Source organism: Streptomyces sp. Ru72 (assembly GCF_002920635.1).
Taxonomy (GTDB): domain Bacteria; phylum Actinomycetota; class Actinomycetes; order Streptomycetales; family Streptomycetaceae; genus Streptomyces.
Map to the genome: position 1 here is coordinate 1 of NZ_PQSR01000057.1, position 15,113 is coordinate 15,113.

Annotated in this window: 13 protein-coding genes and 1 pseudogene; 9 read left to right on the forward strand and 5 right to left on the reverse strand. The window is 69.8% G+C overall.

The genetic code is table 11. The features are described 5' to 3' along the window. Positions 1-1,049 (forward strand): DEAD/DEAH box helicase (locus C3488_RS24095; protein ID WP_146067915.1); only part of this gene is annotated, 1,049 nt, incomplete at its 5' end. Between the two features lie 126 nt (positions 1,050-1,175). Here C3488_RS24095 and C3488_RS24100 read toward each other — a convergent pair. The 3 genes and pseudogenes from C3488_RS24100 to C3488_RS24110 all read right to left on the reverse strand — a co-directional run bounded on the left by C3488_RS24100 (position 1,176) and on the right by C3488_RS24110 (position 3,515). Next, positions 1,176-1,958: a DUF899 domain-containing protein gene (locus C3488_RS24100; RefSeq protein ID WP_103842691.1), complete on the reverse strand. Its 783-nt coding sequence runs from the start codon at positions 1,956-1,958 to the stop codon at positions 1,176-1,178. 86 nt (positions 1,959-2,044) lie between these two features. After that, positions 2,045-2,383: pseudogene (locus tag C3488_RS41765) on the reverse strand (hypothetical protein); the annotation flags it as partial. A gap of 28 nt (positions 2,384-2,411) precedes the next feature. Next, positions 2,412-3,515, reverse strand: coding sequence for a helix-turn-helix transcriptional regulator (locus tag C3488_RS24110; protein WP_181139169.1), 1,104 nt, complete (start codon positions 3,513-3,515; stop codon positions 2,412-2,414). Positions 3,516-3,684: 169 nt separating this feature from the next. Between C3488_RS24110 and C3488_RS24115 the strand changes: the two genes are divergently transcribed. Both C3488_RS24115 and C3488_RS24120 read left to right on the forward strand, forming a co-directional pair. After that, a complete protein-coding gene (locus C3488_RS24115; protein WP_103842695.1) occupies positions 3,685-4,332 on the forward strand; it encodes a class I SAM-dependent methyltransferase in 648 nt (215 codons plus the stop codon). A 279-nt stretch (positions 4,333-4,611) separates the two neighbouring features. Then, entirely contained in the window at positions 4,612-5,061 is a 450-nt protein-coding gene (locus C3488_RS24120) for an ester cyclase (RefSeq protein ID WP_103842697.1), read from the forward strand. Positions 5,062-5,207: 146 nt separating this feature from the next. Here C3488_RS24120 and C3488_RS24125 read toward each other — a convergent pair whose 3' ends face one another. Further along, positions 5,208-7,034: an endo alpha-1,4 polygalactosaminidase gene (locus C3488_RS24125; protein ID WP_103842699.1), complete on the reverse strand. Its 1,827-nt coding sequence runs from the start codon at positions 7,032-7,034 to the stop codon at positions 5,208-5,210. Between the two features lie 510 nt (positions 7,035-7,544). Between C3488_RS24125 and C3488_RS24135 the strand changes: the two genes are divergently transcribed. The 3 genes from C3488_RS24135 to C3488_RS24145 are packed head-to-tail and all read left to right on the forward strand — an operon-like array spanning position 7,545 to position 9,505. Continuing rightward, a complete protein-coding gene (locus C3488_RS24135; RefSeq protein WP_308460689.1) occupies positions 7,545-8,903 on the forward strand; it encodes an MFS transporter in 1,359 nt (452 codons plus the stop codon). Beyond that, positions 8,869-9,129, forward strand: a complete 261-nt coding sequence (locus tag C3488_RS24140) for a hypothetical protein (RefSeq protein WP_146067916.1) — start codon at positions 8,869-8,871, stop codon at positions 9,127-9,129. The genes C3488_RS24135 and C3488_RS24140 overlap by 35 nt, the downstream gene beginning before the upstream one ends. 25 nt (positions 9,130-9,154) lie before the next feature. Continuing rightward, a complete protein-coding gene (locus C3488_RS24145) occupies positions 9,155-9,505 on the forward strand; it encodes a hypothetical protein (protein WP_103842706.1) in 351 nt (116 codons plus the stop codon). 195 nt (positions 9,506-9,700) lie between these two features. Here the strand turns inward: C3488_RS24145 and C3488_RS24150 are convergent, their stop codons facing one another. Beyond that, complete coding sequence (locus tag C3488_RS24150; RefSeq protein ID WP_103842708.1) at positions 9,701-11,917, reverse strand: transglycosylase domain-containing protein; 2,217 nt, start codon at positions 11,915-11,917, stop codon at positions 9,701-9,703. Positions 11,918-12,337: 420 nt separating this feature from the next. Between C3488_RS24150 and C3488_RS24155 the strand changes: the two genes are divergently transcribed. From C3488_RS24155 to C3488_RS24165, 3 genes are all read left to right on the forward strand, one after another. Next, positions 12,338-12,943 carry a SigE family RNA polymerase sigma factor gene (locus tag C3488_RS24155; RefSeq protein ID WP_103842710.1) on the forward strand — a complete coding sequence of 202 codons (606 nt, stop codon included), beginning with the start codon at positions 12,338-12,340 and terminating at the stop codon, positions 12,941-12,943. Beyond that, the gene (locus tag C3488_RS24160) at positions 12,936-13,625 is read left to right on the forward strand and encodes a hypothetical protein (RefSeq protein ID WP_103842712.1); all 690 of its coding nucleotides are present in this window, start codon (positions 12,936-12,938) and stop codon (positions 13,623-13,625) included. The genes C3488_RS24155 and C3488_RS24160 overlap by 8 nt, the downstream gene beginning before the upstream one ends. Before the next feature lie 783 nt (positions 13,626-14,408). Continuing rightward, the gene (locus C3488_RS24165) at positions 14,409-14,876 is read left to right on the forward strand and encodes an SsgA family sporulation/cell division regulator (RefSeq protein WP_103842713.1); all 468 of its coding nucleotides are present in this window, start codon (positions 14,409-14,411) and stop codon (positions 14,874-14,876) included. The last annotated feature ends 237 nt before the right edge of the window (positions 14,877-15,113 follow it).

Genomic DNA, 15,113 nt, shown 5'->3' on the forward strand with positions numbered 1-15,113 from the left:
TGGACGAAGCCGACCAGATGACCGACATGGGCTTCCTGCCGCAGATCACGAAGCTGATCCGGCAAGTACGGCCGGACGGACAGCGCATGCTCTTCTCGGCCACCCTGGACCGCAACATCGACCGCCTGGTACAGCGGTTCCTGACCGACCCCGTGGTGCATTCCGTGGACCCGTCCGCGGGAGCGGTCACCACGATGGAGCACCACGTCCTCCACGTCCAGGACGAGACCGACAAGAAGGCCGTCACCACGCGCATCGCGGCCCGTGACGGCCGGGTCATCCTCTTCCTCGACACCAAGAGGTCCGCCGACCGGCTCGCCAAGCGGCTCCTGGCCGTCGGTGTGCGCGCGGCGGCACTGCACGGGGGCCGCTCCCAGCCGCAGCGCAACCGCACCCTGGAACAGTTCAAGAGCGGCCAGGTCACCGCGCTGGTGGCGACGAACGTCGCGGCCCGGGGCATACACATCGACGACCTCGACCTCGTCGTGAACGTCGATCCCCCCACCGACCACAAGGACTACCTCCACCGGGGCGGCCGCACGGCCCGCGCCGGCGGCTCCGGCAGCGTCGTCACGCTGGTCCTGCCCGACCAGAAACGGGACGTCACCCGGCTCATGTCGGACGCGGGCATCCGGCCCCGGACGGCCCGCGTCACGTCGAGCGACGCGGAACTGACCACCATCACCGGTGCCCGCGAGCCTTCGGGCGTGCCCGTCACCATCGAGGTCCCCCAGCCGGCGACACCGACGGCGTCCCGCCCGGACCGGAAGACCGGCACCAAGCCCGGCAGGCCGTCCGGCCGCCGCCAGCCCCGGAACGGCGGCGGGGCCCAGGCCGCGACGGGTGCTGCCACCAGGACGGGGAGCCGGGACTCCGACCGCCGGGCCGCGGCCGACAGGAGAGCGTCCGGTGCCACCCCGGCAACCGGCGGGCGCGGTTCTGGCCGCCGGGCGCAACCCGGCGCGGCCACGGGCGGTACCGCCGGAACGGGCGGCCGCAACTCCGAGCGCCAGTCCGCTTCACGCAGAGGCCGGCTGCGTCCTCGGTGAGCAAGGCGGCGGCCCGTGGCGGGCCTGTGCGACGCGGGCCACGGTCGGCACTGGGGGCCGTCCGCGCCGTCCGGAGCATCTGCCCGGCACCCGGCACCTCTTGCCCACGCCGTCCACGAAGGCACCTCAGTGGTGGTGGCCGTGCCGCCCGAGGGTCTGAACGGGGGTCGCACCGGGGCGGGTCCACTGCGGTACGGGGCGGCTGGTCGGGCCCCAGGTGGCGTTCCCGTCCGCGTCCGAGCGCCAAGACCAGCACGGGCCGCGTCCCTCGGGGCGGCCCTCGGGGTTGTCCTCCCACGCCTCGCCGCGGCCGTAGGGAGTCATGTCGAGCAGGCCGAGGGAGCTGTTGACCCGCTCGTTGCCACGGCCCGTCGTGGAGTAGGTGAGGAACACACGGTCGCCGTCGCGCAGGAAGCAGGTGAGGTGACCCATGTCGCCGCCGACCGGCGCGTCCACGTCGCGCACCGAGTACCAGGGCTGGGTGTAGCCCATGAACTCGACGTAGGGGGCCACCTCGTCCCAGGGGCCCGTGGTCAGGATGGCGAACGAGACGCCGCGGGCGTCCAGGTAGACGGCGTCCTTCAGGTGCCAGGCCGTGGTCGTGCAGCCCTCGCACTGTCCTTGGTGCGGCGCGCCGTCGTACCACATGTGCTTGTAGACCACGAGCTCGTCGCGGCCTTGGAACAGGTCCAGGAACGGGACCGGGCCGTCGGGTCCGACGACCTCCACCGTCCCGTCGAGCTCCACCATGGGCAGCCGACGGCGGGCCGCGGCGATGGAGTCGCCTTCGCGGGTGTGGGCCTTCTCGCGGACCAGGAGCTCGTCACGGGCGGTCTGCCAGGTGGCCAGGTCGACGACGGGCGGGCGGCCGGGCAGGGCGGTGGTCGGGTCGTCCGGCGTGGTCGTCATGGTGTCCTCCGTGGTGTCTCGTGCCGGGCAGCGTCGCACGACGTTCTACGACGGTCACCAGAACAGACTCGCGACCCGGCCGGAACTCATCGCAGCGGGGACTCGCCCTCGGCCGGGCCGGTACGGACCTCTCGGCTGATGTGAAGGATCCGAAAGCGACCGGGTCGCGCCGGATCTCGATCGACGACTTGGACCGGCGTCCGAGCCCATCGCCGAACGCTGATACCTGGTGTGCGGGAGAACCGGATCTGCCCGCGGGTGCCTTCGGCTGCGACGCGCGGCCGGGATTCGGCGGTGCGCGCCTGGTCCGTGCCGTGCGAACGCAGCACATCGGCGAGGACGGCGACCGTGCCGTAGCCCTCGAAGGCGACGAAGGAGGGCGCTTCGGCCGGCCGCTCGTGGAGGGCCGTCTCGCCCAGTCCTCCCCTGTTCCGCCCGAACCGGGGCACCGGCCTATTCACTTCTGCTCTGCCGGGGGTCGGCGGTGTCGTCGAGGTACCACCCGTAGGGACTCGGCCGTGCGCCGACGGCGGACCGGGGCGCGTAATGCCGGTTGTACAGCGTCGCAACGAGCTCACCCCGGCTGTTGACCCCTGTCTTCATGTAAACGGCTTTGAGGTGGTCCTGGACGGTGAAGGGTGAGATGGACAACCGCGTGGCCATTTGGCGAGTGCTTCGGCCCTGGGCGACGAGTTCGGTGATCTCGCGCTCGCGGGGCGTCAGCCCGTACGCCTGGGTGATCACTTCGCTGATCACGGCGGGGCGAGCACCCTCGACGATGACGGCGATCTGCTCGCCCGCGGCCGAGCCGTGCAGCATCACCCACCGGCCGTCACGACCGGGCAGGGCGGCTCGGGCCAGGCCGTCGCCGGTGCGGACGGCGGCGGCCACGGCTCGGACCGCACTGGGCAGCCGATCCCTGTCATCCAGGGTGTTCAGCCACAGACGGGCGTCGTCGGTCACGGTGACGGTCTCCCCGGTCGGCTGCACCAGCAGGAGACCGGGGGGCGCGGACAGGCCACCCGGGGCGGCGAGCGCGGCACGGAGCAAGGTGAGGCGGAGGAGGTCCGCGACGGGGGTGACGATGCCGGCGAGGAGGTCCAGGTCGGCTGCTGAGAAGGGCGGCGACGGCCGGGTCCGGTACAGGGTGAGCGAGCCCCAGCAGCCTGTCCTGGAGCGCAGCATGACACGCACTTCGTCGCAGATGCCGAAGCGGCTCAGCAAGGGCTCGTAGCGCTCGGCCACGGTGATGTCGCCGCCGGTCGCGGCATGGAGGCCCGCGACGGGAACGGGCGCGTTGGCCAGGCGCGCGTAACTGTTGACGTCGGTCCCGCGGAACTCTCCCTCGAAGATCACGCTCTCCCTCTCGGTGGAGCCCTCGGTGTCTACGCCACTTACAAAACAACTCGTCCACAGCAGAGTCGACGGGTCGACGGTGGAAATGGCGGCGAGGTCGTAGCCGATCGTCCTGCGCAGCAGCCGGTCGAGCCCGTTCCTTACCTGGGTGAGATCCAGTTCGGAGCCGGCGAGCTCGCGGATGCGCGCGGAGAGGTCCATGCGGCCGAGCATGCCCTAACGGCCGTGGCGGGCGGTACCCCCTTCATCTGGGGATGGCGCCGCCGTGGGCCGCATGACATGCCCCCAGCGACAGCGCCGGGCGAACAGGCGGGAGGGGAGATCGTGGTTCTCCCGGCTCGCCCCAGCGCCAGGAACTACTGTCGCGAGCATGGTCGAACTTGATGCCCTGAGCGCCACCCGCGAGGCCTACGACGCTGCTGCCCCCACGTATGCCCAGCTCTTCCGCGACACTCTGCGTGACAGGCCCCTGGACCGCGCGATCTTGAACGCCTTCGCCGAGGTCGTAGGTGCGAGTGGAAACGGTCACGTCGCGGACCTGGGGTGCGGGCCGGGCCATGTCACCGCATACCTGGACGAGTTGGGGCTGGCGGCGTTCGGCGTCGATGCCTCTCCCGCGATGATCAAGTTGGCTCGGCAGGACTACCCGGGCCTGCGGTTCGACGTGGGCTCGATGGCCGCGTTGGACATCGCCGACGGCGTGCTGGGCGGCGTACTCTCGCGTTGGTCCGTCATTCATACTCCGCCGCAACAAGTTCCCGTCATCTTGGCGGAGTTCCACCGTGTTCTGGCACCCGGCGGCCACCTTCTGATCGGCTTCTCGGCAAGCGAAGATCCCTCTCACCCGACACAGGTCTTCGATCACACGGTCGCGCCGGCCTATCGGTGGTGGCCTGATCACCTCTCCGCGCTGCTGCGCAAGGCCGGGTTGGTCGAGGTGGCCCGGATGACTCGCGAGCCTCAGCCCACCGACCGACGGCAGTTCCAGGAGGTTCAACTACTCGCCCGCAAAGCCTAGGCAGGGGCTTCTTCTCGTACACGGTCCACCGTAGCCACGAACGAGGAACCCTCGGTCATCGCTGCCCGTCTCCGCCGACGCGAAGTCGCGCCGAGCCGAAGGTCCGCTTCTCACCCGACCCTCCGATCCGGCCGTGGACGATCAGCCGGCCCAGCCTCGACACCGAGCGATGGACACGTGCCGCGGTTCCGGCTGATCGGCCCGGCAAGCGCGCACCTGCGGACGCCCCCCACATTTGTGGGATAGGCGCCGCCCACGCCTCTCACTAGTTTCGAAGTCATGAACACAGCGAGCGAATCCGCGCAGGTCACCGAGGCCACCGAGCGGAACATGAAGAACATGCGGCGGATCTACGAAGAAGGCTTCGATCAGGGCAGACTCGATGTCCTCGACGAGATCTTCGCCCCGGACATCGTCAACCACACCGCGCCGGAAGAGCATCGCACGGGCATCGAGCCCGTGCGCGGGCTGATCCGCATGCTGCGTACCGCCTTCCCCGACGCCCGCGTCGAGATCGAGGACATGGTCGCCACCGGCGACGTCGTCGTCATGCGCAACTGGTACCGGGGAACCCATCACGGGCCGTTCATGGGCCACGAGGCGTCGGGGCGCTCCTTCCGGTTTCGGCAGATCCACTGGATGCGCTTCGACGCCGAGGGCAAGGTGATCGAGCACTGGGGCGTCCGCGACGACGTCGCGCACCTCCGGCAACTCGGCCTGATCGGTTGAACACCGGGCCGGCGGCACGGGTGCCATGAGTGCTCTGCCGCGTGGGGACCCAACGCCCCGCCCACCACGCGGCCCGGCAACCGCCGGATGTCTCCCTCCTTGAGCCGCGAGGGCGGTCGACACCCGCCCGCTCGCCGGGCGTGGCGTCAGCAGGTCTGGCGGAGGTAGCCTCTTGCGCCCTTGGGCACGACATCCCGATCGCGGCGGACGATGCTCAGGGTGCTGCTCCAGCCGGAGCACGCTTTTGACAGGCCCTTCGCCGTGTACTCGACCACGAGCACGTTGTTGTCGAATGCCTCGGCGAACCGGTCGCACTCGTTCCACTGGCCGCACTCCTCCACGACGGCGAAGTCCAGGCCCACGGACGCACGGTCGGAGACGAGCTCCACGGTGTTCTTCTGGGCGATGGCCAGACCCCTCTGGTGAGCGTGCACTGACAGCAACTTCATCAGTGCCTCGGCCTGGTCGGCCGTGAGGTAGTCCGGGAAGCGGGTGAAGGTGTCGTAGTTGTCGGGCTCGACGGCCTTGTACCCCTTGGCCGCGCACTCGTCGATCCAGGCGTTCACCTTGGCAGCGATGCGCTGCCGCTTGACCTCCGTGCGGATGTCCAGGACCGCCTCGTCCCAGCTCTTGTCGTGGACGACAGACCCTTTGGCGTCGCGCAGCAGCAGGTCGGAGTCCCAGTCACCCTCCGCACCGTTCTGTACCTGGAAGGCGTTGACGTTGCAGATGTTGTACGCACCGGCCGCGGGCGTGTCCTCGTGGCTGCGACTGACCACCTGCACACCGGTCGGCAGGGTGTAGGCGCCGCCGATCTGGTAGTCCCATCGCACGTGCTTCGGCGGCAGCGCCACCGTGCCGGCAGGCGCGGACGCCGGTGCGGACGCGGACACGTTGGACGACTGGGAAGTGTTGTTCCGGTGCGCGCCGATTCTCACCGCCGTGATGCTCAGCCCGGTGACGGCCACGGCCGCAACGAGGCCGATGAGGATACGCCGCCGCCGACGCCCGTGACCGGCTCGAGCGCTATCGGTTGCCCCCTTCTCCCCGGCGGTGGCCGCGACTCGTGGAAGCGGATGCGTCATGGGAACCTGACTGGAGGATGCCAATGAGCCGGCCGTCTTCGGCGCGCTCGGTGCGGTGCGCGCCGGTGTGGCGGAATCCGGCAGCGTCCGGAGCATGCGGTGCAGTTCGTCGACTTCGGGCCGAGCCGCCGGATCCTTGTCCAGGCAGCGTTCGGCGATGCTGCGGAGCGGTTCCGCGACGCCGTCCAGGACCGGGGCCTCGTACATCACCTGGTAGCCCGTCAGATAGGGGCTGCCGCCGTCGAAGGGACGGTTGCCGGTGGCCGCGTACACCAGCAGCGACCCCAGCGAGAACACGTCCGAGGCCGCCGTGACGTCCCGCGGCGCGCTGAACTGCTCGGGAGACATGAAGGGCGGGGTCCCGATCAGCCTCCCGGTCACCGTGAGGGCCTGGTTGTCCGCAGCGTGCGAGATGCCGAAGTCGATGACACGGGGTCCGTCCTCGGCCATCAGGACATTGCTCGGCTTCAGGTCCCGGTGCACCACACCCGCCCGGTGGATGTCCCGCAGCGCCTCGACAAGACCCAGTGCCAGCGTGCGCACCTCACGCCCGCCCAAGGGACCTTCCTCGGCGATCGCTTGGGCCAGCGTGCGGCCCGGCACGAACAGCGTCGCCATCCACGGCTGTTCGGCGTCCGGATCGGCGTCCACCACCGGCGCCGTGAACGCCCCGCTCACCCGGCGGACCGCCGCGACCTCCTGCCGGAACCGGGTGCGGAACTCCTCGTCCTGCGCGTACTGCGCGTGCACGACCTTGACCGCGACCTGCCGTCCCGAGGCCGAGCGGCCCAGATAGACAACGCCCATGCCACCACTACCGAGCCGGTCGACCAGCGCATAGCCGCCTATCGACCCAATGGGCTCCGATCCCCCGGGGTTCAGCGACATCACCGGTAACCCTTCCATTGCCCGCGCCGCGAAAAGCCGTTCAAGCCGTTCAAGCCGTTCAAGCCGTTCAAGCCGTTCAAGCCGTTCAAGCCGTTCAAGCCGTTCAAGCCGTTCAAGCCGTTCAAGCCGTTCAAGCCGTTCAAGCCGTTCAAGCCGTTCAAGCCGTTCAAGCCGTTCAAGCCGTTCAAGCCGTTCAAGGGCACAGACTAGTACTGAGGTTTTGCGGTGAGAGAATCTTCGTGAGTCGCGCTGATCTCCCCTTGAACGACCAGTGGGCACCTTTCACGCCGGGCCGCCGGCGGCTAGGGTTTGGGCGTAGCGGGTCACCCACGAGGAGCTGAGACATGGTCGGTTTCCCGAGCGCGCGTTGACGTTGTAGGCCGTGACCGGCCTGTCATCGCGTGCTGCCCTTGATGTCGCGGCACAGCGAGCCTTCCTCTGCCTGAACCGTCGGTGCACCCTTCATGTGCTCGGTGGCGGGCCTCGTTGTCGGCAACGCAAGGGAATCACGTGCCGTCCGCTTCCTCCGCTGAATCCGATTCCGGTCGCCCGGTTCCGTCAAGCCTGTGGCGGGACGTCGACTTCCGCAGACTCTGGATGGGTCAGACGGCCTCCCAACTCGGTGAGCACGCGAGTCTGGTGGTTCTGCCGCTCTTCGCCGTCCTGACGCTCCACGCCGGTTCCGCCCAGTTGGGCGTCCTTCGCGCGGTGGGGCAGGCGCCGATCCTGTTGCTCTCGCTCCCCGTCGGCGCGTGGGTGGACAGATGGCGGACCCGCACGACGATGGTTCTCGCGGACGTCGGCCGGGCCCTGGCCCTGGGCGCCGCCGCCATGGCCGCATTCTTCGGCCGACTCGGCCTGCCCGACCTGCTCCTGCTCGCCTTCGCCGTCGGGTCCCTGTCCGTGTTCTTCGACGTGGCGTACCAGGCGTCTCTCGTACGGCTGGTGGAACGCGACCAACTGGTGCGAGGCAACAGCGCGCTCGAGGGCAGCCGGTCCGCGGCGCAGATCGGCGGTCCCGCTCTCGGCGGTGCGTTGGTGTCGCTGTTGTCGGCGCCGATGGCTGCCGCCTCAAGCGCGCTGTTCTTCGCACTGTCATTCCTGACGATCCGGCGGATCCGCCGGGCGGAATCGATCCCGGAGCGCCCGGAACACCCCACTCGAGTCTGGCAGCGGATTCATGAGGGCGTCCGTTTCGTCGCCGGCGACACCGCGCTTCGGACCGTGTGCCTGGCCTCGGCCGCATTCCAGTTCTCCTTCGCGGCCATGATGACCGTCTATCTGCTCTTCCTGCCGCGGGAACTGCACCTGACGGGCGCCGTCGTCGGGCTGACGCTCACGGCGGCGGGACCGGGCGCGCTCCTGGGTTCGCTGCTGGCCGCCCGCCTGCCGAGCCGGTTCGGCTACGGCGCGGTGCTCGTCTGCGCGGCGGCACTCGGCGACGGCGTGTTCCTGTGTGTGCCCGCCCTGCGCGGCTCCCCTGCGGTGACGGTTCCCGCGCTCCTTGCGGTCGGCCTTGTGTTCGGGTTCGGCGGCCAGTTGGTGAACGTCACGGTCATGGCCGTCCGGCAGGCCGTCACTCCGGACGGGATGCAAGGCCGCGCGGCCGCGACCATCACGTTCGTCGGCATGGGACTGACCCCGCTCGGTTCCCTGGCCGGCGGGTTTCTCGCGGAGAAGTGGGGGCTGCGCACCAGCCTCCTGCTGACGGCTGCGGGCATGCTGTCGTCCCCGGCGGTCATGGCCTTGTCCCCCCTCGCACGCCTGGGGCGGGAGCTTCCGGCCTCGCACGACACGCCGTCGACGGCCGCGGATCCACAGCAAGGAGAGCCCCGTGCCGAGCGGCGCGCCCGTGATCGCGGTCAGTGAGGCCGCGCCGGCTGAGCTCCGCGTCCGGCTGAAGGGCACGCCATATGCGGAGCCCCGGCCGGTCAACGGCCGGGAGGCCGGTACCGACACGGCGGAACTGCGCCGCCTCACCGCCCACCGGGCCGACGGCTGGGGCCGGCGAGCCCACGAGGCCGTGATCCACGTCGCCTCGGCCGCCCGGAAGCGCTCAGGACGAACATCCAGGGCCTGGGTGAGCACCTTCTGACGAGTTTGCGGCGTACCGTGCCCGCATGGAGCAGCGAGAAATCATGCAGCGGGTCGTCGGCATCCTGACCGAGGCGCTGGAGATGCGACGGCAAGCCCGCGAGAACCGCGACGGTGACGTCACACAGAGTGAAACGGTCTCCGCGTTGCTCGAGGAGATGCTGCCGCGCATCGAGCTGCGCGCCGATGCGAGCGCCCACGAGGTGGCGACCGCCGTGAGCGAGCAGCTGGGGCCGGCCATCGTGCAGATCGCATCGGCGTTCGCGCTCGCCTTCGTCCAGCTCGCCGAGATCCACGACGGCGGGCGCACCGACGTCTCTGCTGCGGACGTTCTGCAGTCGATCTCCCTGCACTTCGAGACCGAGGCAGGACAGTAGGACGGTCGCGATGCGGACGTGGGTCCCGGGGCCGGTGCCGGTGCCGGCGAGGCCCACCGCCCACCGATGCTTCGCCCAGTCGAGCCGGGGCCGCGTCCGGGCCCCGGCCGCACCCGTGTCCTCCCACGACCCCCGCCCCCTCGGGGGCTCCGAGACCGCGGGTCGCCGTTCGGTGAGCGCCGGCGGCTGCCTCCGCTACCTCCGCTTTCCGCCGTTCGGGCCGTGAAGCCGGGGAGGGCGCAGGCTCGTACGGGGTTCGGGGGTGTTGCCGCTGCCGCCGGGGGTGGTGGAGGCGCCGGGCTTGGGAGTCCGCGGCTTGTCCGCAGCGAGTCGGACGGTGGGCAGCGGGGGCGAGACCGTGCCGGCGAGAGCGCCGGTCATGGCGTCGCGCCAGATCGGGCCGGGGGTGTCGGCGCCGAAGACCTCCTTGTGGAACACGCCGCCGATGGTGATGTTCGTCATCGGGACGTTGTGGGACGGGCCGCCGACCCAGACCGCGCCGGCCAGGTTCGAGGTGTAGCCGACGAACCACGCGGCATAACGGCTGTCGGTCGTACCGGTCTTGCCCGCGCTGTCGCGGTCCTTCAGGCCTGCCTGCTGCCCGGTACCGTCCTCGACCACGCCTTTGAGGAGCGTGTTGATGGTCGCGGCGGTCTTCGGGGACATCGCTTGGCCGCATGAGGTCTGGGGTACCGGCAGCGACTTGCCGCTCGCGTCGGTGATCGATTCGATGGCCGTCGGCGTGCAGTAGACGCCGTTGTCGGCGAAGGCGGCGTAGGCGGAGGCCATGGTCAGCGGGCTCACCAGTTGGGTGCCCAGCGTGATGGAGGGCAGCTGCTGAAGCGGGGCGCCGTTCGCCTGGTGCACACCGAGCTTCTGCTCCATCTGGACCACTGGGCAGATACCGATGTCGCCGATGAGCTGGACGAAGTAGGTGTTGACCGACAGCGCCATCGCCTTGCTCATGTTCATCGGGCCGACTTCCGACCTGTCCTCGTTCGACAGCGGTGGGTCGGTGGGATTGCGCACCCACGGTTTGCCGCAGGTGCTGACCGGACTCGGATAGTCCATCGAATACGGGGCCGGCAGTACGGTGTCGGGGTCGGTACCGCCGTCGATCGCCGCCGCAGCGGTGATCGGTTTGAACGTCGAACCCGACTGGAAGCCGGTTCCGCCGCCCATGTCGTGGTCGACGCTGAGGTTGATCTGCGTCTCGTCCGTTCCGAAGCCGTACGGACGCGACTGGCCCATCGCGAGGATCTTGCCGGTGCCGGGCTGGACGAGGGTGACGGCGGTGGCGACGGGGTCGGTCTTGTAGACGTGCTGGGTGATGGAGGCCTGGACGGCGTCCTGGTCCTTCGGGTCCAGGGTGGTCTTGATGGTCAGTCCGCCGGTGTTCCAGCGCCGGGCTCTGTCTTGTGCGGTCTTGCCGAAGACGGGGCTGTTCAGGAAGACCTCGCGGACGTAGTCGCAGAAGAAGGCGGCGCCGCGCACGGCGGTGATGCAGCCGTTCCTGGGGGCGGTGGGCTTCAGTCCGAGGGGCTGCCGCTCGGCGCTGTCGGCCTGCACCTGGGTGATGTCGTGCACGTCGGCCATGCGCTGCAGGACCGTGTCGCGACGGGCGCGGGCGGCCCGGGGGTGCTGGATGGGGTCGTACAGCGTGGTCCCGTTCACGACGCCGGCCAGGAGAGCGGCCTGCGGCAGCGTGAGGTCCTTGGCGTGTGTGCTGAAGTAGCGCTCGGAGGCGGCCTCGATACCGAATGACTGCTCACCGAAGGGCACGATGTTGAGGTAGTTCTGCAGGATCTTTTTCTTACCGAGTTCCTTCTCGACCCGGATCGCGTACTTGAGTTCCTGGATCTTGCGGCCGAGGGTGGGCGAGGTGGCCTGGGCCACGGCGTTCGGGTCGTCACCCGCCTCTTCGACGAGGACGTTCTTCACGTACTGCTGGGTCAGCGTGGAGGCGCCCTGCTCGGCGCTGCCGGCCTGCGTGTCCCTGACGACCGCGCGGATCACGCCTTTGGGGTCGATGGGGCCGTGCTGCCAGAAGCGGGCGTCCTCGATGGCGACGATGGCCTTCTGCATGACCGGGCTGACCTGGCTGAGCGGGACCACGGTGCGGTCGCGGGAGTAGACCGTAGCGATGAGGTCGCCGTCGGCGTCCAGGATGTGTGAAGCCTGGCTCAGCGGCGGACGCTTGAGGTCGCCCGGCAGGTCGGCGAAACCGGTCGCGGCGCCCTTCGCGGACAGGCCGATCGCGCCGGTGGCCGGCAGTGCGACACCGGCCAGCACGACTCCGGACAGCGCGCTGATGCCGAGAAACTTCAACGCCTGTACGGCCGTCGCTCCCGACGACGTGGCTGACGGCCGCCGCCGCGTGGACCGGGCCCCACCCGAACGCATGTAACCCATGCGGGGCAGGGTACGACGCGATTCTGTGGCGCACTCCCGCTGCCTGCCCTGTGCGGCGAGGGCTCAGCGGGGCGGCGGCCCGCGATTGCCACCCTCGTCGAACGCGGCTACCGCTGGGAAGGCCAGGTTGCTCGCCCGTACGATCCCCCGGCACTCGTGGAGAAGCATCGTGAAGGAGTCGCCGTGCCCAGAGCGACGCCCCCACCTGGCGGCCGGGCGACGAGACGTCGAGTCTGACACTGAGCGCTCCGGCGCTGACCGTCCCGGTGCGGACGTCATGGCGCGAGGTATCCCGACTCAGGTCACCGGGGCGCCTGGCGATCAGCTCGGTTCCTCGCGGTTGTCGTGCAACCTACTGCTCTGTTCGGGCGTGGCAAGACGTGAGGGCACCGCCCCTCGATACCGTGAGTGGAGGGGGCAATGCGCGACCCACGCGTCTTTGACGATTTCTACGCCTCTGCCGTGCGTCGGCTGACCAGCCAGATGTACGCGATGACAGGCAGCCTCGCCGAGGCAGAGGACCTGGTGCAGGAAGCCTTCGCCCGGGCCTGGCAGAACTGGGAGAAGCTGTCCGCCTACGCGGACCCTGAGGCCTGGGTGCGTTCGGTGGCCTGCCGGATCCGGGTGAGCGTCTGGCGGAAGACGGTCAACCGGCTCACGGCCCACCACCGCCACGGCCTACACGCCGAGGTTCCCGATGTCAGCCCCGACTACGTGGCGATCGTCGCGGCGTTGCGGCGCATCCCCTATGAGCAGCGGCGGGCGATCGTGCTGCATCACCTGGTCGGCTTGTCCGTCGAGGAGACAGCCCGTGAAACCGGCGCGGCGCCGGGCACGGTCAAGGCCCGGCTCGCGCGTGGACGCCAGGCGATGGCGCCGCATCTGTCCGACGGCGTGGGCGACCGCACGTCCGCAGCCGCGCGTCCGGCGGGCTTGCGGCTGGCAGTCGCCGGGCCCGGCATCGCTTCCGCAGTCGAGGCCGACGTGCCCGGCTCCACCGACCAGGAGGTGCACCACCATGACTGAAGACTTCGAGGCCATCCTCAAAGACGGCTCGGAGGAGCTTGCCCGGGGGACCAGTCCCCGGCCCGCCGCAGCCGTCCGGGCCCGCGGCGACGCACTGCGGCGGCGCCACCGGGCCACCACCGCCGCACTGACCGTTGCCCTGGTCGCCGCCGTCGGGGGCGGTGCCTTCGCCGTCGCCGGCACCTCCCGCCAGGCCTCCCCGCCCGAGGCGGTCGTAAGCCCGGCCACGCAGAACGCGCCCACGTCCCCACCCGCAACGGCCCCGAAGACTCCCAGCGCGACACCGGACCCGGCGACCGCGCCCGTGCGGCCGCCGTCTTCGTCATGCCGTTCCCTGGTGGTACCGGACCAGGTCAAGGACGCGGTGACGGCGGCGTACCGACGGTCGCAGCCCGGACTGGTGCACATCGCCCCTGTCAAGGGCAGGTTCTACTACGGTGCGTGCGGCAACGTCTTCTACGCGGGAGCGTCCTTCACGCCGACGGCCGGTGCCGCGGAGAACGAGATGGTGCAGTTGCAGGATGACGGGGCCGCCGAGAAGTACTTCACCAAAGCCCCAGACGGCGATTGGACCTATGCGTCCAGCGACGGGTTCCCGCGCAGTCCGCGAGGCTGCGCGGCCGTTTCGGAGATCCCGGCAGCGCTTGCCGCATTGTGGGGCGACTGCCTGTCCCGGCCCTGAAACAGGTCGACGACCGCGTCGTGGGGCTCGTGGGCATCCCCAAGTCCGATATCCGATATCACGACGGTTGACGACCGGCTGAACGGGCACCGGTCATCGTCGCCATGACCTGCTCCTGGTGGCATCCGCGTGGCATCACCGCCGCGCGGGTGGCCGGCGACCGGGCGCGGCCACATCCGGCCGGAGGCCGACGCAAGACACCTGGGGGCAGACGTGTCCAGGGGTGAACCATAGTTTCGGGAAAATGCACGGGCATCTTGACATGTTCGACGCCGCACATACTTTTCCGACTCCTGGGATCGAGTGCTCTCATAGCGCTCACGGGAGCCTGCTCGTCCACTCACCCCTCCACCCCCACGCAGAGCTCCCCCTCGGTGCCGAGACGTGCAGCAGTCGCGTCCACGCCCGTCACGAGAGAGCCGTCCGCTCCCCGAAACCGGAACGGCCGGCACCGCGGGAACTGCGGGGCTGTCCCCATACCGGCCGTGAGGTGTGCCCCCTGCACCTCTCCGGCCGCCCGACACCTTCGGCACTGGCACCGGCACCGGCACCGGCACCGGCAGACAATTGACTTACGTCACGTCCCTCGCAGTCCGTAGGACATGTCCCGGCGTCCCTCTGTGCGGCCGCGAGCCGCACGGATGCCAGGCACTGGCGCGGGAGTTCCGTAGACTGCCGCGTTCGGAGCCTGCCCTTCGACCGTCAACTGACCGATGTGCGGGTCCCGCCCCCTTGCGAAGAGTGGTGGACGCAGACCTCGTCCCACGGAGGGGAACTCCTGTCATGCACCGTGATCAGTCACCACTGCGGCCGCGTTCGGCGCCCGAGCTCGTGCCGTCACTGTTGCTGGACCTCGACCAGATGCTCGACGAATTCACCCGGCTGCCGATGCGGGCGAAGTTCCGCTTCGACCCCGGCATGCCCGCGGTGATCACGGTCCAGTTCCTGGCGGAACGCGGGCCCAGTCTCATCTGGCACATCGGCCGTGAACTCCTGCACCGCGGGGTGACGTCGATGAGCGGGTGCGGCGCTGTGCGGATGTGGCCGACCCTCCCCGGAGAGCGGCCCTCGTCGTGGCTGCTTCTGGAGTCCGAGGAGGTCGAGGCCCTGTTCGAGCTGCCCACCGCGCCACTGACCGAGTGGCTCGACGCCACCTACCGGATCGTCTCGGCCGAGGCGGAGATGGACGGCCTGAACTGGGACGGGTTCCTCAGGGAACTGCTCGACGAACCGGCAGCGCCGTCCGAATGACCGCCAGTCCGGCCGGGCGGGGCGGCCCTTGCCCCGCATTGCGTCACCCGCCAAAGTGGTGACGCACAGGGTTGCTGTCGTGGCCCGACGGATGTTCCACGGGCACACGTATGCCGCCACGGGCGCCCGACGACCACGCTGTGCGGCAAGCCGCGAGTGCGGCGGACGACCTGATCGACGTCACACCACGTCCCCGCGAGTTGAACTCGCCGTACCGATGCACTCGTTGGACGGGAT